Origin of the sequence: Gordonia oryzae, assembly GCF_003797185.1 — a bacterium.
GTDB lineage: Bacteria > Actinomycetota > Actinomycetes > Mycobacteriales > Mycobacteriaceae > Gordonia > Gordonia oryzae.
Genome location: NZ_RKMH01000007.1, coordinates 93,031 through 119,422 on the forward strand (window position 1 = coordinate 93,031; position 26,392 = coordinate 119,422).

At 66.2% G+C, this 26,392-nt stretch carries 26 protein-coding genes; 13 read left to right on the forward strand and 13 right to left on the reverse strand.

Annotation, left to right across the window (positions count from 1 at the left end; all coding sequences use genetic code 11):
• The first annotated feature begins 82 nt into the window (after window positions 1-82).
• Window positions 83-739, forward strand: a complete 657-nt coding sequence (locus EF294_RS10555; RefSeq protein ID WP_123929290.1) for a class II aldolase/adducin family protein — start codon at window positions 83-85, stop codon at window positions 737-739.
• On the opposite strand, the gene EF294_RS10560 is transcribed toward EF294_RS10555, so the two are convergent.
• Window positions 709-1,338, reverse strand: a complete 630-nt coding sequence (locus tag EF294_RS10560) for a TetR/AcrR family transcriptional regulator (RefSeq protein ID WP_123929293.1) — start codon at window positions 1,336-1,338, stop codon at window positions 709-711. The two genes, EF294_RS10555 and EF294_RS10560, sit on opposite strands and share 31 nt — an antisense overlap.
• Window positions 1,339-1,461: 123 nt before the next feature.
• Here EF294_RS10560 and EF294_RS10565 point away from each other — a divergent pair, with 123 nt between their 5' ends.
• A complete protein-coding gene (locus EF294_RS10565; protein WP_123929296.1) occupies window positions 1,462-3,237 on the forward strand; it encodes an acyl-CoA dehydrogenase in 1,776 nt (591 codons plus the stop codon).
• A 49-nt stretch (window positions 3,238-3,286) separates the two neighbouring features.
• Window positions 3,287-4,048 carry an SDR family NAD(P)-dependent oxidoreductase gene (locus EF294_RS10570; protein ID WP_123929299.1) on the forward strand — a complete coding sequence of 254 codons (762 nt, stop codon included), beginning with the start codon at window positions 3,287-3,289 and terminating at the stop codon, window positions 4,046-4,048.
• 155 nt (window positions 4,049-4,203) lie between these two features.
• Here EF294_RS10570 and EF294_RS10575 read toward each other — a convergent pair whose 3' ends face one another.
• Genes EF294_RS10575 through EF294_RS10595 form a run of 5 tightly spaced genes read right to left on the reverse strand, consistent with a single transcriptional unit; the run spans window position 4,204 to window position 9,045 of the window.
• Window positions 4,204-4,599, reverse strand: a complete 396-nt coding sequence (locus EF294_RS10575) for a hypothetical protein (protein WP_123929302.1) — start codon at window positions 4,597-4,599, stop codon at window positions 4,204-4,206.
• A gap of 19 nt (window positions 4,600-4,618) precedes the next feature.
• Entirely contained in the window at window positions 4,619-6,172 is a 1,554-nt protein-coding gene (locus EF294_RS10580) for a flavin-containing monooxygenase (protein ID WP_123929305.1), read from the reverse strand.
• On the reverse strand, window positions 6,169-7,086 hold the full coding sequence (locus EF294_RS10585; protein WP_123929309.1) for a ferritin family protein: 918 nt from the start codon (window positions 7,084-7,086) through the stop codon (window positions 6,169-6,171). The genes EF294_RS10580 and EF294_RS10585 overlap by 4 nt, the downstream gene beginning before the upstream one ends.
• Before the next feature lies 1 nt (window position 7,087).
• The gene (locus EF294_RS10590) at window positions 7,088-8,032 is read right to left on the reverse strand and encodes an SDR family NAD(P)-dependent oxidoreductase (protein ID WP_123929312.1); all 945 of its coding nucleotides are present in this window, start codon (window positions 8,030-8,032) and stop codon (window positions 7,088-7,090) included.
• Window positions 8,029-9,045, reverse strand: a complete 1,017-nt coding sequence (locus EF294_RS10595; RefSeq protein ID WP_123929315.1) for an alpha/beta hydrolase — start codon at window positions 9,043-9,045, stop codon at window positions 8,029-8,031. Before EF294_RS10595 ends, EF294_RS10590 begins: the two co-directional genes overlap by 4 nt.
• Window positions 9,046-9,227: 182 nt before the next feature.
• On the opposite strand from EF294_RS10595, the gene EF294_RS10600 reads away from it, so the two are divergent.
• Window positions 9,228-9,509 carry a DUF1490 family protein gene (locus tag EF294_RS10600; protein ID WP_123929318.1) on the forward strand — a complete coding sequence of 94 codons (282 nt, stop codon included), beginning with the start codon at window positions 9,228-9,230 and terminating at the stop codon, window positions 9,507-9,509.
• Between the two features lie 17 nt (window positions 9,510-9,526).
• On the forward strand, window positions 9,527-11,689 hold the full coding sequence (locus EF294_RS10605) for a heavy metal translocating P-type ATPase (protein WP_281275998.1): 2,163 nt from the start codon (window positions 9,527-9,529) through the stop codon (window positions 11,687-11,689).
• 30 nt (window positions 11,690-11,719) lie between these two features.
• On the opposite strand, the gene EF294_RS10610 is transcribed toward EF294_RS10605, so the two are convergent.
• A complete protein-coding gene (locus tag EF294_RS10610) occupies window positions 11,720-12,202 on the reverse strand; it encodes an NUDIX hydrolase (RefSeq protein WP_123929323.1) in 483 nt (160 codons plus the stop codon).
• A 77-nt stretch (window positions 12,203-12,279) separates the two neighbouring features.
• Between EF294_RS10610 and EF294_RS10615 the strand changes: the two genes are divergently transcribed.
• The 7 genes from EF294_RS10615 (at window position 12,280) to rsgA (ending at window position 18,131) form a co-directional block, all read left to right on the forward strand.
• Window positions 12,280-13,962 (forward strand): nucleobase:cation symporter-2 family protein, encoded by a 1,683-nt coding sequence (locus EF294_RS10615; RefSeq protein WP_123929326.1) that lies wholly within the window; start codon window positions 12,280-12,282, stop codon window positions 13,960-13,962.
• Window positions 13,963-14,245: 283 nt separating this feature from the next.
• Complete coding sequence (locus EF294_RS10620; protein ID WP_123929329.1) at window positions 14,246-14,596, forward strand: hypothetical protein; 351 nt, start codon at window positions 14,246-14,248, stop codon at window positions 14,594-14,596.
• A gap of 142 nt (window positions 14,597-14,738) precedes the next feature.
• Window positions 14,739-15,080 (forward strand): hypothetical protein, encoded by a 342-nt coding sequence (locus EF294_RS10625; protein WP_123929331.1) that lies wholly within the window; start codon window positions 14,739-14,741, stop codon window positions 15,078-15,080.
• Window positions 15,077-15,289, forward strand: a complete 213-nt coding sequence (locus tag EF294_RS10630; RefSeq protein ID WP_123929334.1) for a hypothetical protein — start codon at window positions 15,077-15,079, stop codon at window positions 15,287-15,289. Before EF294_RS10625 ends, EF294_RS10630 begins: the two co-directional genes overlap by 4 nt.
• 79 nt (window positions 15,290-15,368) lie before the next feature.
• Window positions 15,369-15,755: a VOC family protein gene (locus tag EF294_RS10635; protein ID WP_123929337.1), complete on the forward strand. Its 387-nt coding sequence runs from the start codon at window positions 15,369-15,371 to the stop codon at window positions 15,753-15,755.
• A gap of 46 nt (window positions 15,756-15,801) precedes the next feature.
• The gene (aroA, locus tag EF294_RS10640; protein WP_123929340.1) at window positions 15,802-17,067 is read left to right on the forward strand and encodes a 3-phosphoshikimate 1-carboxyvinyltransferase; all 1,266 of its coding nucleotides are present in this window, start codon (window positions 15,802-15,804) and stop codon (window positions 17,065-17,067) included.
• Window positions 17,064-18,131, forward strand: a complete 1,068-nt coding sequence (gene rsgA, locus EF294_RS10645; RefSeq protein WP_123929343.1) for a ribosome small subunit-dependent GTPase A — start codon at window positions 17,064-17,066, stop codon at window positions 18,129-18,131. Before aroA ends, rsgA begins: the two co-directional genes overlap by 4 nt.
• Before the next feature lie 191 nt (window positions 18,132-18,322).
• On the opposite strand, the gene EF294_RS10650 is transcribed toward rsgA, so the two are convergent.
• Complete coding sequence (locus tag EF294_RS10650) at window positions 18,323-19,225, reverse strand: LysR family transcriptional regulator (protein WP_246007802.1); 903 nt, start codon at window positions 19,223-19,225, stop codon at window positions 18,323-18,325.
• Between the two features lie 90 nt (window positions 19,226-19,315).
• Between EF294_RS10650 and EF294_RS10655 the strand changes: the two genes are divergently transcribed.
• Window positions 19,316-20,578: an MFS transporter gene (locus tag EF294_RS10655; protein ID WP_123929346.1), complete on the forward strand. Its 1,263-nt coding sequence runs from the start codon at window positions 19,316-19,318 to the stop codon at window positions 20,576-20,578.
• Here EF294_RS10655 and EF294_RS10660 read toward each other — a convergent pair.
• The 5 genes from EF294_RS10660 to EF294_RS10680 form a co-directional block, all read right to left on the reverse strand.
• Window positions 20,575-21,783, reverse strand: a complete 1,209-nt coding sequence (locus tag EF294_RS10660) for a fatty acid desaturase family protein (RefSeq protein ID WP_123929349.1) — start codon at window positions 21,781-21,783, stop codon at window positions 20,575-20,577. The genes EF294_RS10655 and EF294_RS10660 overlap by 4 nt on opposite strands.
• A gap of 44 nt (window positions 21,784-21,827) precedes the next feature.
• A complete protein-coding gene (locus EF294_RS10665) occupies window positions 21,828-23,150 on the reverse strand; it encodes a fatty acid desaturase family protein (RefSeq protein ID WP_123929352.1) in 1,323 nt (440 codons plus the stop codon).
• Window positions 23,151-23,295: 145 nt separating this feature from the next.
• The gene (locus EF294_RS10670) at window positions 23,296-24,408 is read right to left on the reverse strand and encodes a GNAT family N-acetyltransferase (protein ID WP_123929355.1); all 1,113 of its coding nucleotides are present in this window, start codon (window positions 24,406-24,408) and stop codon (window positions 23,296-23,298) included.
• A 121-nt stretch (window positions 24,409-24,529) separates the two neighbouring features.
• Window positions 24,530-25,672, reverse strand: coding sequence for a ferredoxin reductase (locus EF294_RS10675; protein WP_123929358.1), 1,143 nt, complete (start codon window positions 25,670-25,672; stop codon window positions 24,530-24,532).
• A 115-nt stretch (window positions 25,673-25,787) separates the two neighbouring features.
• Window positions 25,788-26,354 carry a DUF6912 family protein gene (locus EF294_RS10680; RefSeq protein ID WP_123929361.1) on the reverse strand — a complete coding sequence of 189 codons (567 nt, stop codon included), beginning with the start codon at window positions 26,352-26,354 and terminating at the stop codon, window positions 25,788-25,790.
• Between the last annotated feature and the right edge of the window lie 38 nt (window positions 26,355-26,392).

Below are 26,392 nucleotides of genomic sequence, written 5' to 3' on the forward strand. Positions count from 1 at the left end.
AACGGGATGGCCGCGCCTGCCCCCCGTCTGCAACTGCCTCACATCCCTGCCATGAACTGCACAAAGGCGCTACCGTCAAGGAGTGGACATCGACGATCAGCGCGCATACCTCTGCGCGGCGGCCCACCAACTCGCCTCGGCGGGCCACGCGATCGGCACCGGTGGCAACCTCTCGGCTCGCCTCGGCGACCAGGTACTGGTCACCCCGTCGGGCTGCCGACTCGATTCGGTGTCGCCCGAGCAGCTGGTAGTGGTCGATCTCGACGGGACCGTCGCCGTTCCCACGCCGTACCGCCCGACCTCCGAACTGCGGATCCACCTCGATATCTACCGCACTTCGTCAACCGCCGCTGTCGCCCACGCACACCCGATCGCATCGGTCGCCGTCGGCAACATCGTCGACGAACTCCCGGCGATCCACTACACCGCGGCCATGCTCGGCGGTTCGGTGCGCGTGGCGCCGTACGCGGTCTTCGGCAGCCCCGAACTGAGCACGGGTATCAACGAGGCCCTCTTCGAGCGCACCGCCGCACTCATGCGCAATCACGGTGCCATCGCCGTCGGCAGCAACATCGAAACCGCATGCGAGCACATCGAACTACTCGAGTGGCTCTGCGAGGTCTACCTGCGATCGGTCAGCGCGGGCACCCCCGCGGTACTCGACAAGGCCCAGCTCATCGAGGTAGTGGCGACTGCGGCACGCCGCCACTACACCCCGTTCCCCGGCCGCGAGCGGTGATCGGAAGTCTCGTCGGCCTGCACCATCCGTGCGGCCATCCGCGCGTAGGCCACACCGAGTTGCACCGGATCGCGGTGAGTACGGCTGGGAAACCACCGACACACGTCGACGCACAGCGACGAGATCGCGAGTATTACGTCGTCGGCGTCGTCGGCGAGGAACTCACCCGCCTGAACCCCTGCGGCAATGATCGTCGTCAGCATCGCCGTCGTTTGGTGCCGTAGCTCGGCGATCGCACGAAAGTGCTCAGGCCGCAACGCCCGCATCTCATACTGGACCACCTTGGCCAGTTGGTGATGACGCGCCTGCCATTCGGCGAAGGCCGCGACGACCGAACGTAACCGGTCCGAGTACGGCGCGGTCGGTTCGTCGGCCGCCCGGATCGCGTCGTTGACCGCCCGATGGCCCTCGAGCGCGATCGAGTACAGCAACTCCTCCTTGGACCGGAAGTGCGGGTACATCGCCGCCGCGCTCATCCCGAGTCGCGCGGTGATCTGCCGGGTCGAGGTCCCCGCATAGCCGAACTCGGCGAACGACGCGATGGCGGCAGCACGGATACGCTGCGCCGCAGCCGATTCGGTGGCATACACCGACGCCATCACCTCACCTCCCGGTTCTCAGGGCCCGCCGATGTTGACGGCGAACCGCCACACCAGGCAGTATAAGCAAGTGCTCACAAAATGAGCGAGTGCTTGGCTGCACACCGGACGAAATGGAGCGTCATGGCCGAACCGCTGTCCCGTCGCGACCTGGAGTTCTTGCTCTACGAATGGCTCGACGTCGTAAAGCTCACCGAACGTCGGCGTTTCGCCGAGCACTCGCGGGAGACCTTCGACGCGGTCCTCGAACTCTCCGCCGACATCGCAACCCGGCGCTACGCGCCCCACAACGCACTCGGCGACGCCCACGAGCCCTACGTCGGTGACGACGGCACCGTGGTCCTGCCCGACGAGATCACCTCGGGCATCAACGAATTCCTCAAGGCCGGGCTCGTCGCGGGCTCCTTCGACGAAGAACTCGGCGGGATGGCACTGCCGACGGTGGTGAACCGGGCCAGCGCCGCATGGTTCCAGGCAGCCAACGCCGCGATGTCGTCCTACACCTTCCTCAGCGTCGGCAACGCCAACCTGATCGCCGAATACGGCACACCCGAACAGATCGACACCTGGGTCCGACCCATCGTCGAGGGCCGCTTCTTCGGAACCATGTGCCTGTCCGAACCGCAGGCCGGCTCCTCGCTCGCCGACATCACCACCAAGGCGATCCCCGCGGCCGACGGCACCTACCGCGTCACCGGCACCAAGATGTGGATCTCGGCCGGCGACCACGAACTCGGCGAGAACATCGTCCACCTCGTGCTGGCCAAGACCCCCGGCGGCGGCCCCGGCGTCAAGGGCATCTCCCTGTTCATCGTGCCCAAATATCTCCCCGACGGCACCCGCAACGACGTCGCACTCGTCGGGCTGAATCACAAGATGGGCAACCGGGCGACCACCAACTGCCTGCTCAACTTCGGCGACGGCACCCACTCCCCCGACCCCGCTCCGGGAGCAGTTGCGTACCTGGTGGGCGAGGAGCACAAGGGCCTGTCCTACATGTTCCACATGATGAACGAGGCACGCATCGGCGTCGGATTCCTCGCCACCTCACTGGGATACGCCGGTTACCTCGCATCCCTGGAATACGCCAAGGTACGCACGCAGGGACGTCCGGTCGACCAGAAGGACCCCACCGCCAAGCCCGTCCCCATCGTCGAACACGCCGACGTGAAGCGGATGTTGTTGGCGCAGAAGTCCTATGTCGAGGGATCGCTCGCGCTGGGACTGTACTGCTCCAAGCTCGTCGACCTCCAGCAGACCGGCGACGACGCCGAGCAGGCCCGCGCCGGACTGCTTCTCGACGTGCTGACCCCGATCGCCAAATCCTGGCCGTCGCAATGGTGTCTCGAGGCCAACTCCCTGGCCATCCAGGTCCTCGGCGGTTACGGCTACACCCGCGAATTCCCGGTCGAGCAGTACTACCGCGACAATCGACTGAACCCGATCCACGAGGGCGCCCACGGCATCCACGGCCTGGACCTGTTGGGACGCAAGGTCGTCATGCGTGACGGCGCGGGACTGACCCTGCTCGCCGAGACCATCGGCGACACCATCGCCCGAGCCGAGGCCGATCCGGCGCTCGCCGAGTACGCCGCCGCACTGCGCACCCGACTCGACACACTCGTCGCGACCACAGTCGCCGTGTGGTCGGCAGGCGACGTGGCTGTCTCCCTGGCCAACGCGACCGCCTACCTCGAGGCCACCGGGCACATCGTCATCGCCTGGATGTGGCTCGAGCAGCTACTTGCGGTCGGCACCTCGACCGGCGACTTCTACGACGGCAAACGAGCTGCGGCACAATACTTCTACCGGTACGAACTGCCGAAGACCGGGCCGGCATTCGAGCTGCTGACCGCACTCGACCGCACCACCCTCGACACCGATCCAGCCTGGCTGTAACCGGCCATCGATCACCGCACAGACCGACCACCACAAAGGAGCTCCGAACGTGTCCGTCCTCGATATGTTCTCCCTGACCGACAAGGTCGTCGTCGTCACCGGCGCCTCGTCGGGCCTCGGCGTCTCGTTCGCCATCGCCTTCGCCGAGGCCGGCGCCGACGTCGTCCTGGCCGCGCGCCGCACCGACCGCCTGGCCGACACGGCGGCCAAGGTCGAGGCCACCGGACGCAAGGCTCTGTCGGTGACCGCCGATGTCGCCGACCCGCAGTCGTGCCAGAACGTGATCGACGCCGCGATCGAGGCTTTCGGCCACATTGATGTGCTCATCAATAACGCAGGCATCGGCACCGCGGTGCCGGCGACACGGGAGACACCCGAGGAGTTTCGCAACGTCATCGACGTCAATCTCAGCGGCTCGTACTGGATGGCGCAGGCGGCCGGCCGAGTCATGCAGCCGGGCAGCTCGATCATCAACATCTCGTCCATCCTGGGCATCACCACCGCCTCGCTCCCGCAGGCCGCGTATGCAGCGAGCAAGGCCGGAATCCTGGGCCTTACCCGCGATCTCGCCCAACAGTGGGGCTCCCGCAAGGGTATTCGCGTCAACGCTCTGGCCCCCGGATTCTTCAAGTCCGAGATGACCGACGGCTACAAGGGCGGCTACCTCGACTCACAAATGCCGCGCGTCGTGCTGGGCCGCACCGGTGATCCGGCGGAGCTCGCCGCGACGGCGGTCTGGCTGGCCTCCCCGGCCGGCGGCTACGTCACCGGCCAGACTCTCGCGGTCGACGGCGGCATCACCGTCACGTAGGTCCGCGTACCCATGACGCCCGGTGCGCCATGACCCGAACGAGTGAAAGGTCAAAGCAGGCAGTGCGGTAGGCGACGGTCGGTGCACGTTTCACCGAAGGAGTCGGCGACGAACCCGATGGCCCCACATCCCGCGCGGGGGACCGACCTGTACCGTCACCCGTCGCCGACGATGATCACCTCTGAACGGCGGGGCAACGACAGGACCGCGTCGACCTGATCGGTGACGATGGGCTCGAGGAGCCGGGCGCGCACGGCTGGTGGTGTTGTCGATCCCGCCGTGCGGCGCAAGCCCTCGGCTACGCGCCGGATGGGTGGCATCTCAACGCGATCGGCCACCGCCGCGCCGCCACACTGATCCGTCGGCGGCCTCGGGGTGCCGACTCCGCTCGTCCCGGACCGCAACCGCGTCCTGCGCGCGTCGCCGCCGAGGCCGGATGCGCGCGCGAGCACTTGTGCGGGTGGGTGGTGCGCCGTCTTCGTCAGCATTCCTCCGGCGACGACCGAACCGCCGCGTATCCGGATCGGGTACTCGCCTCGACCCGACGGCATCGGTCGAGGAGAGTACCGATCACACCATCGACGAATCCCGGCTCGCGTCCGGCGACCACGCTTCATCGAGTGCCGCCGCACGGAAGTCCCGGGAGAAATCGATTCCCCGCATCTGCGCGAGGTATTGCGCGGCAAACCCCGGATACATGGTGGCGTTGAACCCGTCTTCGGTGAGATACCAACTCCGGCAACCGGAATTCCAGGTGGTGCTCTCCAGCCGTTTCTGGATCGACCGGTTGTAGGCATCCTGGGCGGGTCGGTGCACGTCGAGCAACCGCAATCCGCGGTCGACGATCAGCGAGATGGCGGTGACGATCGCATCGATCTGTGCCTCCATGTACACCAGCGCCGAATTGTGCCCCGGGCCGGAGTTCGGACCGAAGGTGAAATAGAGATTCGGATAACCGGACACCGCGATCGACTTGTACGCATATGCGCCACCGGACCATTCGTCGGCGAGCACCCGACCGTCACGGCCGCGGATCGGAATCGGAGATCCCTGCTTGGACACCTCGAATCCGGTCGCGAAGACCAGCGCATCGAACCGTCGCTCGATCCCCTCCACGGTCCGCACGCCGTGTTCGCAGATCCGTGCGATCGGCCACGTCACCAGGGTGCAGTTGTCGGCTTGCAGCGCAGGATAGTAGTCACTGGTCATCAGCAACCGCTTACAACCGGCCCGGAAGTCCGGGGTGAGCTGTCGCCGCATCCACGGATCACGCACCTGGGCAAAGAGATTGATTTTCGACACGCCCTCGATGACCCGGGTGAACGGCGTGTTCCACACGGCGCCGAGCGCGACGGACTCGTGCCCGAGGTACCAGAGTTGACGTGCCACCGTCTGTGAGTACGGCACCGTCCGATACACCCGCCTGGTCAACGAGGAGATCCGTCGGTCGGCTCGCGGCAGCACCCACCCGGGAGTGCGTTGGAACACCGTGACGTCGGCGCCGGCACGCACCAACTCCGGGATCAGCTGCACCGCACTGGCACCGGTGCCGATCACCCCGACCTTCTTGCCGGCGAACTCGTAGTCGTGGTCCCACGCCGCCGAGTGCATCCGGTGACCGGTGTACTCGTCGATACCCGGGATCGAGGGATAGCCGGGAGTGGAGAGCGGGCCGGACGCGACGACCACCGCGCGTGCGCGAAGCGACTCCCGATCGGCCAGGTCCACGCGCCACGTGCCGGACTCCTCATCGAATTCCAGCCCGGTCACCAGATGCGAATACCGGATGAACCGTTCGAGATTGTGGTCGGCGATCATCCGGGCGATGTACGCCAGGATCTCCTCACTTCCCGAATAGGTGTGTGACCAGTCGGGATTGGGCGCGAAGGAATACGAGTAGAGCCGCGACGGGATGTCGCAGGCCGCCCCGGGGTAGACGTTGTCACGCCACGTTCCGCCTGGTCGGACGTCGCGTTCACAGATGATGAAATCATCGCGCCCCTGCTGCAGGAGCCGGATCGCGGTGCCGATCCCGGCGAAACCGGCCCCGATGATGACGGTGGTGGCATCGAGACCGGCGGCATCGGGAGCAGGCGTGTGCGGGTCCTGGTGAACGGCGCTCATGCGATCGGCTCGTAGGTCAGTTCCTTCGACCAACTCGGCTGCGACCGCAGGAGAAAGCGCGGATAGATGTCGGTCAGCGTGACCATCGCGTCGGCGAAGTAGTGATATGGACTGTCACGGTTGATGACCCAGCCGGCGTGGTACTTGAGCACCTGGTAGGTCAGCAGCCGGGTGCCGCGGCCCCGGTCGCCGTTCTTGCGGAACCGTTTGATCGCTTCGTAGAGCCGATCCTCCGAGAGTCCCATGTCGACGATATTGTCGCGCATCTTGTTCAGCAGGGGCACGTAGGTCAGGGCACCGATGATGAGTCCCGGCGAGGCCACCGTGCCTACGGTGTGGACCAGCAGGCTGCGCAAGCGTGCGTTGCCGATCATATCGAGTGCGTGGAAGTCGACGGCGAGATGTCGCGACTCGTCGGCGTTGATCTTCCGGAACGCGGCATGACAAATCGGATCATCGACCTCCTCGAGCAAGAACTTCAGTAGCGCTCCGTCGAGGGCGACCTCCAACATCGGGATGACCGTGCCCAGCACCGACAATGACATGCGGTCGGCGAAGGTGTCGAGCCATTCGATGGCCAGCCGGATGTTGATGTTCGGCTCGGGGACCTCGTCGTCCTCGAGCATCCCCCACCGCCGCATCAGCGCGAGCTCGGCGTTGGCGTGCTTCTGTTCCTCGGCGTGAAAGTACCGGTAGATCTCCGCGAGCGTCTCGTCGGGCGCCTTCTTCGCCAACGCCGCGAACCCGCGGGCGCCCACATTCTCGATCCACACCAGATCGGCCATGAACGCCTTGAGCTTTGGCTTCTGCTCCTCGGTGATCAACTCGGCACCGGGAGCGTCCCAGTCGATGTCAGCCAGGGCCCACTGGCGATCCTTGATGGTCTCCAGCATGTCCTCAAGAACAATCGGCATGTCACACTCCTTCTACGATTCGTGTTGGTGCAGAGTCGATTTCCGCATCAGATGCCAGGCTGTTGTGCTCCGGCGCCCCGGGTTCGAGCACCTGCGGCTCGAGTGTCGCGGGGTCCACGGCAGCGATCGCCGGGGCCAGACGATGCAGCAGACCCGCTCCGAAGGTGTAGGTCCGCGGAAACAGTCGCTTCATCAGCCAGAGGGCTCGGGCGTCGAGTTGAGGTACCACATACAGCCGTCCGCGGTCGTTGGCGTCGAGGGTCGCGCGCGCGACCTGCTCCGCCGACCGCCCGGAATACCGCATCAGGGTTTGCGCGAGTTTCATCGCGTCGCCGGTGATCCGACCATCCACGGCGACATTGGTTTTCACGAATGTCGGGCACAGCACGGTGACCGCGAGGTCCGTTCCCGACAACTCCGCAGCAATGGTCTCCGAGAGTGCCAGTACCCCCGCTTTTCCGACGTTGTAGGCACCCATCCCGGGCGCCGCGGAGAACGCTGCGGCCGAGGCGACATTGATAAGACCACCGCGGCCAGCCGAGCGTAGTTGGGGCAGAAAGAGTTCCGACCCGAGCACCATTCCACGCAGGTTGATGTCGAGGGCCCAGGTCCAGTCATCGAGGCCGATACTGCCGACGCAGCGCCCGCCAATGCCGACGCCGGCGTTGTTGATCATCAACGTGGTCGGGCCGCCGAGCAGATCCGGTGCGCGGCCGGCAAGGGTGCGCATGTCGTCGATCTCGGCGACGTCGCACAACAGCGCAATGCCCGATCCGCGCCCGTCTGCGTCGATCATGGCAACCGTCTCCTCGGCCCGATCGATGTCGATGTCGGCACAGACGATGCGGCCACCTCGGCGCGCGAGTTCGAGAGCGAAAGCGCGCCCGATGCCGCTACCGGCCCCGGTGACGACGGCACGGGCACCCTGTGATCGTCGAGATGTCATGTCGTGGCATACCTTTCCATATCAGCGTGTTCGGTGGCACTGTTCATCGGCGCAGCATTGCCGCGAGGTTCCGAACACTCCGTGATGAACCGTGCGGCGGCCGCCAAGGCTGGGCCCGCTTCGGGGATCATCGTCGGCAGCGCCTGGAAGACGTGCATCTGGCCGGGCCAGATCTGCAGTTCGCTGTCCCCACCGGCGTCGGAGACCATTCGGTGCGCGGCCCGTGCATCGCCGAGGAGCATCTCTGCCCCGCCGACCTGGATCAGTGTCCGCGGCAGATCGTCCGCGCGATCGAGTGCCAACGCGAGGCGAGGCATGTCGGCCGGATGGCCGGTGGTGTAGTGATCGACCAGACGCTGCGCGGCGGCAGCCGATATCAATGGATCGGGTCCGGCCTCGCGTTCCTGCCGGCGGGCCAGTTCGAGCGTGAGATCGACCAGCGGCGACATCAGGACCATCGCCCGCGGCTGCGCACGCCGGTGTCGCACATTCTCGGCGAGCAGATCGAGAAGGAGGTGACCGCCTGCCGAATCACCTGCGACGGTAATGTTCTCGGGTCGATAGCCGATGTTCTGCAGCCAAGCGTAGGCGGCCTCGACGTCGTCGGCGGCAGCAGGGAAAGTGTGTTGGGGTGCAAGTCGGTAATCGACGCTGAACACCGGCATCCCGGTGAGATGCGCGAGCCGGGCAACGAGTCCGCGGTGCGTGCGCGCCGAGCAGATCGAATACGCACTGCCGTGGACGTAGAGGATGACGCGCCGGGACGTCTGCGACCCTGGGGCATAGACCCACTCTCCGCGGAAGCTGCCGGTGGACAGGGCATCGACGCGGACCCGATAGGGCGGCGGTGACCCGAGCAGCATGGCCGTGGCGACAATGGCACGGGAGACATGTACTGCGAGGACGCCGCGGGGCAGGGCGTCGGCGAACGGCCGCAATGTGCGTCGAGTCAGCCACGCGGCACATTGCGACTGTCGTGAGGTGTGAATCACGCAAGAGATGGGATCACTCATTATGCCATTTGTCAATGGCACATTGATCAATGTAGAACATTCGTCCATTGCTGCCACCCAACCGATCCCCGGGTCGGCGTGTGTCCACTCGCCGAGAGCCCGCGCTCGACGTAGACTCAAGCTTCCCGGCAATCGTTTCCATTAATTGGGCAACTCATCGAGTTGGCCGCGAAAGGATCGAGATGGCACTACACGGCTTCCTGACCAAAGCCGGATCGACGGTCGCGACCGGCCTCGTCGGCGCGGTCGCATACGACGTCGCCCGCAAGGCCATCGCCAAGGCGCCCCTGCGGCAGGGCGCCGTGGTGGTCACCTCCTGGGGCCTGTTGGGTACCCGGAGAGCTGAGGCTATCGCCGAGGACGCGCGCCTGCGGACCGCCGACATCGTGGCCGAGGCAAAGGACCGTATCGGCGAGGAAGCGAGTCCCCCGGGAATGGCCGAGCCCCACAACCACGATCACTGACCGCCGTGCAACAGAATGTGCGGTCCGACGCCGCGGGCCGTCTGCGCCTGGTCGTCGATGCCCTGCGCGGAACCTCGGCCATACGCGCGGTCGCCGTAGAGGATGCGGTGATCGCAGTGGCTGGGGTTCGCGCCGTGCACATGTATCCACGCACCGGCTCGGTCGTCGTCTGGTATCGCCGCGACACCGACCGTGGCGCCATCGATCGCGCGATCGCCGCCGGGCGGGACACCGATCTGACGTCGATTACCCGTGCCACGCCGCATTCGGCCGACGTCACCAATTCCGACATCCTGCGGATGAGCATCGGCGCGGGAGCCTTGATCCTTCTGGGGTTGCGGCGCTACGGATTCCGCCAACCTCCGATGCTCGGTCCCGCGTCGCGCACGGTCGCCACCGCAATCACCGTCTTCTCCGGCTATCCATTCCTCAGGGGCGCTTTGCGGTCATTGCGCGGAGGACGGGCAGGTACCGATGCGCTGGTGTCGGCGGCAACCGTGGCAAGTCTGTTGTTGCGGGAGAACGTCGTCGCGCTGACCGTCCTGTGGTTACTCAACATCGGTGAATTTCTCCAGGATCTGACGTTGCGTCGCACTCGGCGCGCGATCTCGGATCTGTTGCGCGGCAACGCCGACACGGCATGGCTGCGGCTCGAGGACAGCACCGAGGTGTCGGTGCCCGTCGATTCGTTGGCGGTCGGTGACGTCATCGTCGTCCACGATCATGTCGCCGTCCCCGTCGACGGGACGGTACTCGAGGGCGAGGCAGTGATCGACCAGTCCGCGCTGACCGGTGAGAATCTGCCCGTCATCGCGCAGGTCGGTGCCACTGTGCAAGCCGGATCAGTCGTTGTCAGCGGACGGTTGGTGATCGCCACCTCTGCGGTCGGTACCGACACCGCCATCGGTCGGATCATCGCCCGGGTCGAGGAGGCCCAGCACGATCGGGCGCCCATCCAGACTGTCGGCGAACAGTTCTCGGGCCGCTTCGTCCCGGCCTCGTTCCTGCTGTCGGCGGCCACCCTGCTCGTCACACGCGATCTACGCCGCGCCATGACCATGCTGCTCGTCGCGTGTCCCTGCGCGGTCGGGTTGTCGACGCCCACCGCGATCAGCGGCGCCATCGGCAACGGCGCCCGCCGCGGAATACTGATCAAGGGCGGCTCTCATCTTGAGGCGGCCGGCCGCATCACCGCCATGGTCTTCGACAAGACCGGCACGCTGACGACCGGCCGTCCGGTGGTGACCAACGTCATTTCCTTCCACCCAGACTTCTCACCCGAGGACGTCCTGGCCCATGCGGCGAGTTCGGAAATGCACTCGCGACATCCCTTGGCGCAAGCGGTGATACGGTCGACGACCGAGCGTCGGATCGAGATCCCCACCCACGCCGAGTGTGAGGTCATCGTCGGACTCGGCATGCGAACCTTCGCCGCTGACGGTCGCGTCCTGTTACTCGGCAGCCCCACCCTGTTCGCTCGCCACGAGGTTGCACTGTCCACCGACGCGATCGAGTGGGTGAACAAGCTCCGCAGCGAGTGCGAGACACCACTGTTGCTCGCCGTCGACAGCACCCTCGTCGGCCTGGTGAGTCTGCGCGACGAGGTCCGCCCCGAGGCGCGCGAGGTGCTCAGCGGTTTGCGGGACAAGGGAATAGAGCGGATCGCCATGCTCACCGGCGATCACCCGGCGACCGCTGCGGCGATCGCCGTCGAACTCGGTATCGACGACTGGCGGGCAGAGGTACTTCCGGAGGACAAACTCGCCGCGGTCCGCGAGTTGCAATCCGAAGGTCATCTGGTGGCGATGATCGGTGACGGGGTCAACGACGCACCCGCACTGGCCGCCGCCGACATCGGCATCGCAATGGGCTTGGCCGGCACCGACGTAGCCGTTGAAACCGCCGACATCGCCTTGGCCGCAGACGATTTGCGCATGCTGTTGGCGGTGGGCGAGCTGGGCGAGCACACCCTGCAGGTGATCAAGCAGAACTACGCGATGTCGATCGCCGTCAACGCGATCGGGCTGATCGTCGGTGCCGGCGGCGCGCTGTCCCCGGTGCTGGCGGCCATCCTGCACAATGCGTCGTCGGTAGCCGTGGTGGCCAACAGTTCTCGGCTCATCCGCTATCAGGTGGACCAGTCGGGTGCGGAGAAATCCGACACCGCGTTGCCGCGTTGACAGGCGGCGCGCCGACCGGGCGGGCGACGGTCAAGGTTTCGGCGAGAGGTGCTCGAGTAACCGGTCGATGAAGGCGACCTGCGCCGGATTGAGCTTGCGGCGCGCGTCGTCGGGTGACAACCATTCGGCGCGGTCGATCTCCGGGAAGGACTGGGTCTTCCCGGACCGCGGCGGCCAGGGCATCTCGAAGGTGTTGCTGGTGACGACGGAAACGTCCAGGTCACCGCCGATCGCGAAGGCGACGAGTCGTTTACCGCTCTTGAGCCGGACCTGACCGAGTTCGATGACCTCACCGCCGGGTGCCGTCTGACCGATCTCCTCGGCGAATTCGCGACGGGCGGCGACAAGGAGTTCCTCGCCGCCCTCGACGAGCCCCTTCGGAATCGACCACGCTCCGTCGTCCTTGCGCGACCACAACGGTCCACCCGGATGGGCGAGAAGGACCTCGACGCCGAGTGCGGTGTTCCGATGGATCAGTAACCCGGCGCTGAGCTGCGGAGTCTGTGCTGCCATATCAATATATTCTGCCGGAAACACCGTCGACACACGATCGCGTCGAATCAGAAATCTCAGACTCGTAGACAGTCTTCATGACAGTTCTTGACACCATCACACGCGGCCGCGACGCCGACCATCCGGTCGACGACATCCCGCCGCTGACCAAGCTCTTCCCGCTTGGACTGCAACATGTCATGGCGATGTATGCCGGTGCCGTGGCGGTGCCGCTCATCGTCGGCGGCGCGATGGCCGGCGCCGGTCAGATGCGTTCGGACGAGATCGTCCACCTGATCACCGCCGACCTGTTCGTCGCCGGCATCGCCACATTGCTACAGGCAGTCGGGTTCTGGCGGTTCGGGGTGCGCCTGCCCCTGATGCAGGGCGTCACGTTTGCTTCGGTCGGGCCGATGATCACGATCGGGCTCAACCACGGCATCACCGCGATCTACGGTTCGGTGATCGCCTGCGGCGTGTTCATGATCGTGGTGGCGCCGATCGTGGGTCGGCTGATCAGGTTCTTTCCACCACTGGTCACCGGCACGATCATCCTCATCATCGGGGTGTCGCTGATGAGCGTGGCCGCCGGATGGTTCGGCGGCGGCACCAGCAAAGGCGAGGACTTCGGCGCACCCAAATCGATCGCCTTCGGATTCGGCACCCTGCTGTTGATCATCCTGCTCGAACGGTTCGCGCCGGCAGCGATCAAGCGGGTGTCGGTGCTCGTGGGACTCGTCCTCGGCACCCTGATCTCGATCCCCTTCGGCTTGACCGATTGGAGTGGTGTCGCGAAGAGTTCGTGGATCGCTGTACCGCAGCCGTTCTATTTCGGCGTGCCGAGCTTCGACGTCAGCTCCGTCATCGCGATGATCATCGTCGCCCTGGTGATCATGACCGAGACCACCGGCGACATCGTGGCCGTCGGCGAGATCGTCGACAAGAAGATCACACCGCGCAAACTCGCCGACGGCATGCGGGCCGACGGCGTGGGCAGCGTCCTGGGCGGGATCTTCAACACCTTCCCCTACACCGCTTTCGCGCAGAACGTCGGCCTGGTGGCGATCACGGGCGTCAAGACCCGACATGTCGCGACATGTGCGGGCGCGATCCTGGTGGTCCTCGGCCTGCTCCCCAAAATGGCTGCGATCATCGAGGGCATCCCCCAGCCCGTCCTCGGCGGCGCGGGTGTCGCCCTGTTCGGCATGGTTGCCGCAAGTGGTGTCCGCACGCTGTCCCGGGTGAAGTTCAACAACACCAACATTCTGGTGGTCGCCATCTCGGTGGGCGTCGCGATGCTGAGCGAGGCGAGCCTGTCGTACACCAACGACAACAAAGTGACCGTGTCGCTCGACCTGTATCACCAGTTCCCGGACTGGTTCCAGACGATCTTCCACTCCGGGATCTCCGCGGGCGCCATCACCGCAATCCTGTTGAACCTCTTACTCAATTGGCGCAGCACCTCACCCGATCCGGTGGATTATCACAACACCGGTGAAATCGAGGTGGTCGAGGCCAACGGACTCTCCGGCTCCGACGCACCGCGGTACGGCGCCTTCGATCCGCGGGATGCGCTCGCCGCCGCCGACCCCGACACCGACCCGGCGGCGCTGCGTGTTCTCGCCGAGCACGACGCCGGTCTCCACCGGTTCATCGTCACCAACCCCTCTGCGCCACAGGACTTGTGCGAGTGGATTCGCGCCCAAGGCGACCCGAAGGTCACCGCACTACTGGACCGATGGGACGACAAGACGGGCGGGATGTTCTCCACGCGGAGCTAGGGTGTTTCTCCCAATTCTCCTGCGAGGGATTGGCGCGAACGATTGCGTTCTGGCAAGGCGGAGGAGGAAGCATAGCGGCAGCTATCGTGACCGACGACAACGCTGCCAGGGCGCAATCGGGCCGCCAAGACCCGCAAAGGGAATTGGGCGACACACCCTAGGAGACCACTACGCTGATCCGGCCTCGGGAGGGCTCCTACGATGAGTCGTGCCCTCCGGAGGTGACTCTCGCCGCGAGCGCTGGACTAGAAACTGTCCGCACCCGAGGGGCATAGTCGTCAGAGTGAGTTACAACTTGGCGTTCTGGGTGGGCGGGGACAACCTCGATCCCGCTGACGTGTACGCACGACTGTGCGACCAACAACCGGTCAACGAGGTCGCCGCAGTGGATCGGGAACGAGTCGTACGCGCGGTCGCCGACGCCCTTCCCGGCTGGGCCTGGGATGGACATATACTGCAGCCCCCCGAAGCCGAACCCGACGCGGCGCCGGCGTTCGATGCAGGTATCGGCAGTCAGATGGTCGAGTTCATCGGCTACGGATTCGAGAACGAGCATGCAAACGCCATTATCGACGTTATGCATTCGCTCGGCTATCGACTCTTCGATCCGCAGACCGGCGAGCGGTTCGCGTAGGCGCCGGCGACCGAGACAGCGGTGATCGCTGTTGTCGGTTCGTATCCGGGTAAGCCTGTCGTGGTGCGTCGCAGGACCCAGGCGGGCCGCCACGTCGTTCGACCACAGGCCACCGAGTTTGCCGCGAACCAACATTGCTTGCGTGACGACTGAGGAAGGTCGCCCGCAGATGTCCATCGCATCGGCTGTGATCGATGGCGTGGGTTTTCTACCGCGGGCCGTTGTGGATGTGTTCGCCCTCGTGGAAGCAGCGTTGTCCGCCGGATTGGTGCCGCTCACGCGCCTCTGGGCGGTCTGTAGCGGGCGCAGCGTCGCGGTACTGATGCAGCCGGCAGGCCTCGCCGTCACCGTCATCGCCGTGGTGATCGGGACGTGGGTGGGGGGCGCCCGCACGATGAACGATCTCGTCGTCGACGGTCCGCCAGAACCCGCGAGCGGCACTCCAGCGACGGCGCCAGACCACAGCCGTATCGTTGTCCCATGAACAGCCCGCAGCCCGAAGAAATCGACGACCCGGACTTCCCGCACGAGTACCCGCACGAATCCGCCTTCGCCTTCGGAGACGCCGAGCCGATCGGTGAGACCGATCGCATCGCCCGGGAGAAGGCGATCTACGAAGCAGCCCGCCATGGCCGCGACCTCAACCGCGGCCACGCGATCGGCGGGTCGGGCGGCACCACCGAAGGCCAATGATTCCCACCGCCCCTGCCCCGGGCGACGCGCCGGCCATATTGTCCGGTAAGACCGATCGGTAGCGGTGTAGACACAAGCCATGGAGGTCCTCAGCAGCCGCGTCCTGCTCCGTTCACCAGACCCGGAATCGTTACAGCACTTCTACCGTCATCAACTGCGCCTCGCCGTAGCCCGAGAGTACCCGGGAGGCATCGTGTTCTACGCCGGTCACGGCCTGATCGAAGTCCCCGGGCACATGAGTTCCGATCTCGACACCACCATCGAACCGCCGGGCGCACTGTGGCTGCAAGTACGTGACGTCTGGGCCGCCGAACGTGAGCTGCGGTCGGCGCACGTCACCATCGAGCGCGGACCGCTCACCGAGCCGTGGGGCCTGATCGAGATGCATGTGCGCGACACCGACGGTCGGCTACTGATCATCGTCGAGGTCCCGCCGACGCACCCCCTGCGTCTGGACAACCGCTGACCGGGACGGGATCGGACGTGGCAGGCCCCATGACAGACTGGACCGCATGAGCACGTGGAATGCGCCCGTCGTGTCGGGGCCGGTGAACGCGACCGTCGACCTGCCCGGGTCCAAGTCGATCACCAATCGAGCGTTGCTGCTCGCCGCGCTCGCCGACGGCCCGTCGACCCTCACCGGCACGCTACGAAGCCGCGACACCAACCTCATGCTCGCCGCTCTGACCAGTCTGGGTATCGGCATCCGGGTCGACGCCGCCGAGCCGACAACAATCGCCATCGAACCGCGACCCATGCATGGCGCCGACCTCTATTGCGGGCTCGCGGGCACCGTCATGCGATTCGTCCCGCCGATGGCCGCATTGGCCTCTGGGCCCGTCGACTTCGACGGCGACCCGCAAGCACGTCAGCGACCGCTCACGACGATCCTCGACGCCCTGCGTGACCTCGGTGTCGCCGTCGAGGGTGACTCCCTGCCGTTCGCGGTGGTGGGCACCGGATCGGCTCGCGGCGGCGAGGTCACGATCGATGCGTCGGGATCGTCGCAGTTCGTGTCCGGGTTGCTGCTGACCGGCGCACGATTCGACGAGGGGCTGACCGTCCGGCACGTCGGAGGTCCGGTTCCGTCGATGCCCCACATCGAGATGACCATTGCGATGCTCGCGAGCGCCGGTGTGAAAGTCGTTGTCGACGAACCGAATACCTGGCACATCGATCCGTCGCCGATCCGTGCGGTGGACTGGGCGATCGAACCCGATCTCTCCAACGCGGCTGCCTTCCTCGCCGCGGGCGCCGCGACCGGCGGCGCGGTCAGTGTGCCACGCTGGCCTGCCATCACCACCCAGCCCGGCGCCCAGATCGCCGAGATCCTCGCCGAGATGGGTTGCAAAGTTGAACTTCTCGACGGTGCGCTTACCGTGCGCGGACCGCTTCGACTGACCGGCATCGACCGCGATCTGCGCGAGGTCGGCGAACTGACACCGACGATCGCGGCACTGGCCGCTCTCGCCGAGAGCGAGTCCCGGCTGACCGGCATCGCCCATCTGCGCGGCCACGAAACCGATCGCCTGTCCGCACTGGCCACCGAGATCGGGCGCCTTGGCGGCGATGTCACCGAGACCGACGACGGCCTGATCATCCGGCCGGCCCGGTTGCACGGCGGGCACTGGGAGTCCTACGCCGACCACCGGATGGCCACCGCGGGCGCGATCATTGGCCTGCGCGTGCCCGCGGTCACCGTCGACGACATCGAGACCACCTCGAAGACCTTGCCGGACTTTCCAGGTATGTGGCAGAAGATGATCGGGCATCCGTGAGCCGTCGCGCGGACAGTTACGACGAGTCCGATGTCCGGGTCCGCCCCGGCAAGGGTAGTCGTCCGCGCACCAAAACCCGTCCGGCACATGATGATGCGGAGTCGGCGATGGTGGTCTCGGTCGATCGGGGCCGCTGGGGTTGCGTACTCGATGGCGATCCGGATCGTCGTGTGGTGGCCATGCGCGCACGTGAACTCGGCCGCACCCCGATCGTGGTCGGCGACGACGTCGGGGTGGTCGGCGACCTGACCGGGAAGCCTGATTCACTGGCTCGCATCGTGCGAGTCGACGAGCGGCGAACGGTCCTGCGGCGCACCGCCGATGACACCGACCCGTACGAGCGCATCGTCGCCGCCAACGCCGATCGCCTCCTGATCGTCACAGCGATGGCCGATCCGCCACCCCGGACCGGATTCGTCGAACGCGCCCTCGCTGCGGCGTATGTCGGTGGGCTCGAACCCATCTTGTGTCTCACCAAGTCCGATCTGGCCGACCCCACCGAGTTCACCAGTGCCTTCGACGGACTCGACCTGATCATCGTGCGCGCCGGTCGTGACGATCCACTCGACGACGTCCTGCGCTTGCTGCGCGGGCACCTCACCGCATTGATCGGACACTCCGGCGTGGGCAAGTCCACCCTGGTCAACCGCCTTGTACCCGAAGCCGAACGGGCCACCGGTGTGGTCTCGGGAGTGGGTAAGGGGCGACACACCTCCACCGCGTCGGTGGCGTTGGTGTTGCCACCACATCCCGATGACGCACGAGGTCCCGAGAACCAAGGCCGACGGTCGTGGGTCATCGACACCCCCGGCATCCGCTCGTTCGGTCTCGCCCACGTCGACGCCGACGACATCGTCGACGCCTTCGACGATCTGCGCGATGCCATCGAGAACTGTCCGCGCGGCTGCACCCACCTCGGTCCACCCGCAGATCCGGAATGCGCGCTCGACGACCTCGTCGGAGCGTCGCATCGGCGGGCGATGGCGGTGCGGCGCCTGCTGGTCGCGGTCGGCGGCGGCGCGACCGACCCGGAACAGGAGTCGGCGACCGCCGAGTCGGACTAGCGCTGCGGGGCCGGTGGGGATCGGTAATGCCGAGACCGGCCTTGGCGCAAGCGGTCTCGCACCTCACACCTCACACCTCACACCTCACACCTCACACCTCGACCATCGGGGTTGGAACCATCGGGACCAACAACCTCGCGACCCGCCTGAGCGATCGATGCCGGTCGTTTCGACGACGCACACACAGCGCCTCAGTCGGTCCGTGTCGTCATCTCCCGGACGATGTCGAGCACCGCCCGGGCAGCCGTCGATGGCGAGCGCACCGAGGAGTGAGCGATCGAGACAACCCAGTCGAGATCACGGTCGGTGCAGGGCACCCCAACCGCACCAGCATGGTCATGGGCGACGCTCCAGGGCACCAAGGTCACACCGAAATCGTTGAGCGCCAATCGGATACCGAAGTTCTGATCGGCCACCTCGATCACCGACCGCCGGTGCGGAAGCCACTTGTCGGTCACCGCACGGGTACCCCAGCCGGGCGGATAGTCGATGGTGCGTTCGGCCGCAAGATCCGCGGCAGTAAAGGCGCCGGCCCGAATCAACCGGTGGTCGGGGTGAGCCACGAGCACCATGGGCTCCCGCGCCAGTCGGTACCCGGTGATGCCAGGAATCTCGCGATCCGGACCACCGAGCAGCGCCAGATCCAGCGTTCCATCCCGCAGCCCGCGGATGTTGCCCTGACTACCTTGCGGATTCTGCCGCATCGCGATCGCAATGCCCGGATGCCGCCGATGCACCGCCCCGAACGCCTCCGCGAGATCAATGGTGACGATGTTGACCAGGGCGCCCACCGCGACATCGCCACGGATGTTGCCACGCAGCGCCGCGAGGGCGTCGACGATCTCCGCGCGCGCCCGGACCGCGGCGCGAGCGGGTTCGACGACTGCGTGCCCGGCTTCGGTCAGCACCAGCGAGGTCGGGGTGCGATCAAAGAGTGGCGCGCCGAGTTCACGCTCGAGTTTGGCCACCGACGTCGACACCGCCGACTGTACGACCTGCATCGACCGTGCCGCAGCGGTGAAAGTGCCGTGTTCACAGCACGCCAGGAAATAGTCGAGTTGTCGTAGCTCCATCGTGATCGCCCTCTCACTCACCACCATCGACCTGCCCATCATCTCTGATGTAGATGCCGCGATCAGAATCTATCGCTGTTCTTCACGACGTCCGCACCGCACCATGGGTACATGACCTCGACGACCTCCTCCCCCACCACCCGACTCAGCCGGGTGATCGTGCTGTTGTTCGCGGTGACGGCGGGATCCTCGGCGGGCTGTCTCTACTACCTGCAACCCTTGCTGCACGAGGTCGGCGGCGACCTCCACGTCTCGACGACAGCCGCGGGCCTGATCATCTCGGTGACCCAGCTCGGCTACCTGATCGGTCTGGCGCTGGTTGTACCGCTGGGCGACTTCCTGGATCGGCGGCGACTCGTCGGCGGGTTGCTCGTCGTGTCGTGCATCGGAATGGCGATCGCCGCGGCCGCACCCACCTACGCGGTCCTGATGTTCATGGTGTTCGCCGTCGGGGTGTCGGCGTCGGCAGCGCAAGTGGTCGTGCCGTGGGCCGCGGCGGTGGCCGGGCCGAGTGAACGCGGCGCCGTCGTCGGCACGGTGATGAGCGGACTACTCGTCGGCATCCTGTTCTCTCGCGTGCTGTCTGGTCTCATCGCGCAGGCGGGCGGCTGGCGCACCGTGCTCGTCGTCGCCGCGGCCATGCAAGTGGTGATGGCCGCGACCGTGTGGTGGCGGGCGCCACATTCCGCGGTCGAGCGCTCCAGGAGCACCTCGTATCCGCGAGTACTCGCCTCGATCGTGACATTGATCCGCTCGGAGAGCGTCCTGCGCCACCGGATGGTTCTCGGCGGGCTGAACATGGCCTCGTTCTCGGCGATGTGGACGGCAATCGCGTTCCTGCTCGCCGGAGCACACGGCTCGTCGTATCACTTCTCCGACGCCGAAATCGGGCTGTTCGGACTGGCCGGGATCGCCGGTGCGCTGGCCGCACCGCGGGTCGGCAGACTCGCCGACCGCGGCTACCTGCGACACACCCAGTACGGCGTGTGGGTCGTCCAGCTTCTCAGCTGGGCTCTGTTGTGGGCGGGTGCGCATCAGGTGGTGGTGCTGATGCTCGCGCTGCTCGTCTTCGATTTCGGCGTGCAAGGCCTACAGATCGCCAACCAGGCCGCGGTCTACTCGCTCGACGGCGAGGCGCGCTCTCGGCTGACGACCGCCTACATGGTGGCCTACTTCGCCGGCGGGGTCGCGGGTTCAGCGCTCGGCGGGTGGGCGTATCAGGTCGGCGGCTGGAACCTGGTGTGCGCTACGGGTGCGGCCACCGCAGTACTTGGCATCGCACTGTGGGCGGTGTTCGCGATCGGTGAGCGCGAGCACTCGGTGCAAGGAGTCGCCGCGCAGCGGCGGCTGCGCGGCGACGTCGGGGTGGTCTAGCGCGCGCGGCGGCGCAACCGCCGCCTGCGCCGGGCCTCGGCGATGGCCGAGCGCAGACCGAGCGCCTTGTCGATCCCCGCGAAGCGGCGTTCCGACGCTGTCTCGGGTGCGTCGTCGGCGGTGTCGCGCAGGAACCGGTCCGGCAACGCGAGTTTGTTGATGGTGCGCAGCGTCTTGCCGTATTGGATCCACAGCGAGCCGGTCGTGTAGGGCAGGTCGTATTTCTCACACAGTTCGCGTACCCGCACCGAGATGTCGGCGAGCCGATTACTCGGCAGGTCGGGATAGAGATGGTGCTCGATCTGGTAGCACAGATTCCCCGACATGAACGCCATGGCCGGGCCGGCATGAAAGTTGGCGCTGCCGAGCATCTGCCGGAGATACCACTGCCCCTGGGTCTCGTCCTCGAGGGTGTCGACGGTGAACTTCTCCGCGCCGTCCGGGAAATGACCGCAGAAGATGACCACATAAGCCCAGAGGTTGCGAATCAGATTAGCCGTCAGATTCGCGGTCAGGGTGTGCCGGAAATTAGGCCCGGTCAACGCCGGGAACAACACGTAGTCCTTGGCGACCTGCTTGCCGATCTTGCGACCGAACTCCTTGATCTGCGGGATCGCGACCTCTGCGGGTTTCTCGCCCTGGATGACCTCTTTGAGCGCGAGGTCGTGCAGGCCGATGCCCCATTCGAAGGTGGCCGCCAGGATGACGTTGAACAGCGGCTGTAGCGCGCGTCGTGGTTCCCACGGCTCGTCGCGGGTGACCCGCAGAATCTTGTAGCCGACGTCGTGGTCCATGCCGACGACGTTGGTGTACTTGTGATGGATGTAGTTGTGGGAGTGCTTCCAGTGCGGCGACGCGCACACCATGTCCCATTCCCACGTCGTCGAGTGGATCTCGGGATCGTTCATCCAATCCCACTGCCCGTGCATCACGTTGTGCCCGAGTTCCATGTTCTCGATGATCTTGGCCACTGCGAGCGCGCCGGTACCCAGCAGCCACCACGACCGCCGATGGCTGCCGATCAGCGCGAGACGCCCGGCGACCTCGAGGACCCGGTGAGCGAGAATCGTGCGCCGCAGGTAGGTGACGTCGCGCACCCCACGGTCGGCCTCGATCTCGCGACGCAGCGCGTCGAGTTCGGCCCCGAGCGCGTCCACGTCGGAGTCGGTCAGGTGGGCGTACTCATTGATGTCGGTGATTGCCATCGGCGTCCATTATGCGCTTGCAGCGCTGAGACGGGGAGCCCGCCTCATGCCGCGCGACGCTCGACTACCTGGGACGCTCGTCCCACTCGGGTCCGCCGACGCTCGCGCAGGGACGCGATCGCCGAGCGCAGTCCGCGGCGCCGCCCGGTCAACGGGTCGACGGTCGCGTGCAATCGGGTGCCCTCGGGCAGATTTTGCTTGAACCGCCGTTCGGACGCGGTCTCGGGTGCGTCGTCGGCGGTCGCCGAGAGGTATTTGTCCGGCAGCGACAGCTTGGCGATGGTCCGCCACGACTTCGCGTACTGCAGCGGGAACGAACCGGTGGTGTAGGGCAGGTCGTACTTCTCGCACAGCGCGCGGACCCGCACCGCGATCTCGGCGAGCCGATTGCTCGGCAGATCCGGAAAGATGTGATGCTCGATCTGATAGGAGAGGTTGCCACTCATGAATGCCAGCACCGGTCCGCACCGGAAGTTGGCGCTGCCCAACATCTGTCGCAGATACCACTGCGCCTGCGTCTCGGAGTCGACGTCCTGCTTGGTGAACTTCTCGGCGCCGTCGGGGAAGTGTCCGCAGAAGATGACCGCGTTGGTCCACAGGTTGCGGATGACGTTGGCCATCGCGTCGGCGGTCGCCGCCTTGCGGAAAGCCATTGCGGCATCCGACTTGTCGCCACCCAACGCCACCGCCGCCGCTGCAACCAGGGCCGGCTGCACGGCGTAGTCCTTGGCGAGCTGTCTACCCACCTTGCGGCCCACGTCCGCCAGATCCCGGCGGAACTGTTCCTTGGCCTCGGGGGTACGGCGTTTCTTGCCGAGCTCGAGATGCTGTGCGGCGACGCCGAATTCGAACAACAGCGCCAGCAAGGTGTTGTACACCAGGTTGCCCAGGTAGAACGGCCGCCACCGCTGATCGCGCGTCACGCGCAGCAACCCGTAACCCACGTCGTCGTCCATGCCGAGCACGTTGGTGTACTTGTGATGGATGTAGTTGTGGGTGTGCTTCCAATGCGTCGAAGGGTCGGTGTTGTCCCACTCCCACGTCGTCGAGTGCACCTCGGGATCGTTCATCCAATCCCACTGCCCGTGCATCACGTTGTGCCCGAGCTCCATGTTCTCCACGATCTTGGCAACGCCAAGGGTGGCCGCTCCAGCCCACCACAACCCACGATTGCGCGAGCCGGCGATCATCGTCCGACCGGCAAGCTCGAGTCCGCGTTGGAAGCGGATCGTGTTGCGGATGTAGCGGGCGTCACGCTCACCGCGGGCCGCCTCGATGTCGGCCCGGATGGCATCGAGTTCGGCGCCGAGAGCCTCGACGTCGGACTCCGACAGGTGGGCGTATTCGGGAATGTCGGTGATCGCCATGAGTTCCTCTCACCTCACGCCGCGGTCGGGACGATCCGCTCCGGCCCACGGCTACGTCTCCGTAACTTACGATAGCGTAGGTTACGGGGTGCGGGGTGTCCAGCGTGGGTGGCATAGACCTCGGCGCGACGCGAGTCGGGACCGCTCAGAGTGTGCAGTTCTCCCGCAGGAGCTCGTACCCGACGAGGTCCTCGATATGGCCGTCGGAACTCGCGGCCAAGGGCTGGGTGCCAAACTCGGCGAAACCGGCGTTACGGGCGAGCGCCCGGCTGCCCGCGTTGGAGGCGGCGGCGAACATGGTCAGCCGACGGATGTCGAGGACGTCGAAGATGTGGCGTACCGCCGCCGGGAAAGCTTCTCCCAGAACACCTTTACCGCGCGACGCCGGATGGGTGTAGAAGCCGATCTCGGCGCCGGTCACGTCGTCGATCGCGAAGATCGAGATATCGCCCATGTAGTCGTCGGTGGCCTGATCGGCGACCGCCCAGGTGCAGGTGGTGCCGCACGCAGCGGTCCACCACTTGCGGGTGCGTTCGCGTGCTGCGTCTTCGACCGACAGCGGATCGGGTCGCTCGAAGAGGTATTTGCGCGAGATCGGGTCGTCGAGCGTCTCGCGGATCCGCTCGTCGTCCTTCTCCGCCAGAGGACGCAACCGGAATCGCTCGGTGTCGAAGGTGGTGGCATGCCACCGCGATGTCGGTGCGAAGTCGTCGCCGGCATGCCACCGGCCACACCACGCGTCAACGACGCGGCTGTTCATCTCGAGCCAGCCCGGTAGACGCGCGAGCAGGGTGAAGCCGGCTGCGTGGGCGACCCGAAGGCTCGCCAGATTGCCTTCAGCGGCATGGAACCGCACGACCTCCACGTCTCGCTCGGCGGCCGCGTAAGTCATCGCGAGCACCACGGCCCGACGCGCGAGACCCGCTCCCCGGGCGTCGGGGTGTAGGCCGAATCCGGCCTCGACAATCCGCCCCGGCCCCCGCAGTTCGACGCTCCCGACACACCGACCCTCGTGCTCGATCGCCCAGGTCATGGCGTCACCGTCAACCCACCCCCGCAGGGCACCGTCAATGAATCGCTCGGCGTCGGAGCGCCCGTAGGGCGAGGGCATGCTCGTCCAGCGCTTGGTCAGCGGGTCGGTGGCATAGCCGACCACACGATCGATGTCGTCGCTCCGGTGTGCCCGCAGGGTGACCACCCCGTCGGAGCAGACCGGAACCTCGGTCGTTCCGGATAGTCGGGACCCTTCGGCTCGCACGCGGATCTCCTCCGTGGTCGACAGCAGCCGTAATCGAGCCTAACGGGTCTGCGGCGACGGGGCGATGTCCACGCCCGGTCGATCCGGCCCGGAGCGGCGGCGGGGCGTCGCAGGCGCGGTGTCAGACGTCGAGGGTGCAGTCCCCGGCCGCCGCGCTGACACAGGTCTGGATGCGTTCACCCGCGACGTGTTCGACGCCCGACCGCAGGTCGCGAACGCATCCGCGGTCGAGCATCACCACACAGCTCTGACAGATACCCATGCGGCACCCGAATGGCATGAGGACACCCGCCGACTCCCCCGCCTCGAGCAGTGTGGTGGCGCCATCGACATCCTCCGTACGCCCGGACCGACCGAACGTCACCGTCCCGCCGACCGCGCCCACCACGCCTCGCTCGAGGGCGAACCGCTCGATGTGCAGCAGATCGGCATGGCCGTCGGCGAACACACCGGAGACCATGTCGAGGAAGGCGCCTGGTCCGCACGCCCACGTCTGCCGCTGCGACCAATCCGGGCACAGCGCGGACAGCGAGTCCGGGGTCACCTTTCCGTCGATCCGGGTGTATTGGATGTGCAGATCGATAACGCCGTCGGCGTGCAAACGGGCCAGCTCGTCACCGAAGAGCAGATCGTTGGGCGTCGGGGTGGAATGGATCAACCGGATGTCGGTGCGCTGGCCGCGGTGAGCCATGGTGCGCAGCATCGAGATGATCGGCGTGACGCCACTGCCGGCCGTGACGAACAGGATCTTGTCCGGAAGTGGCTGTGGGAGCACGAATTCACCTTGCGGGGCGGCCAACCGCACGACGGTGCCCGGCGTCAGCCCGTTGACCAGATGCGAGGACAGAAAGCCCTCCGGCATCGCCTTGACGGTGATGGCGATGGTCCCCTCATCACGCGTCGCGTCGGGAACCGACGTCAGCGAGTAGGAGCGCCAGGTCCACCGACCGTCGATGAGCACGCCGATGCCGACGTACTGACCGGGCACGTAGTCGAAGGAGAATCCCCATCCCGGGCGGATACGAATAGTCGCCGAGTCCTCGGTCTCGGCGGTCACCGATATGATCTTGCCGCGCAGTTCGCGCGCCGACCACAGCGGATTGGCCAGATGCAAATAGTCGTCGGGAAGCAGCGGAGTGGTCACCCGGGCAACCGCAGCCCGAATCCACTGCCCACCCTTGGTTCGGGCGGCGATCCCCGACACCGGCTCCTCGAAGCGCTCCCGGACGTCCCGAATGCTGATTCCCCCAACCCTGATCTTCATGGCGTCCATCCTCGAACTCGTCGATCCGCTCACCGAACCACCGTAACCTACGGAAGCGTAGGTTAGCGCGTCGGCGATCCGCCGTCGGCAGTCGTCACCAGTGCGGCACGTCGTCTCAGAGCAGTTCGAGGAGGAACGGCAGCTCCTGGGTGGCATACCACCCCAGATAGTGATCCTCGACGTCGCCAACAGCGAGTTCGGCGTCCTCGTCACCGAGATCGGCGGCGTCGATGACGACGACGGCGTTGCGCACCGCCGCTTCGGCATCGGCCCCGTCGACGAGCACCGACGCGACGGCCGAGCGCGGGATCGGACCGGCGACTCGGACCACGGCGTCGTCGAGTTCGGGATGCAGAGTGGGGTTCTCGACGTCTGCTGCGACGACCGCCCGACGTGGTGGCAGCTTCGGGGTGACTCCAGGCTTGCTACCCACCGCGTCGGCGGCGAGTTCGGCATCGGCGTTGGCGTCGCCGGGGGCAGGCGCCTCGCCGGCGAGCAGTCGCAACGACGCCCGCGCGGCCTCACGCATCGCAACCTCGGCGAGTTCCTCGTCGTCGCCGGACAGGTACGCTTCGCGCAGGGCCGGGGTCAGCGCGAATCCAGTTCCGCCGACCGGCCGGAACTCACCCGACTCGTCGAGTTCCATCAACATCGTCAATGTCGCCGGAAAGTACACCCTCATTGATGAGTCCCTCGCTTCTGCACGCGCTCACCTTACTG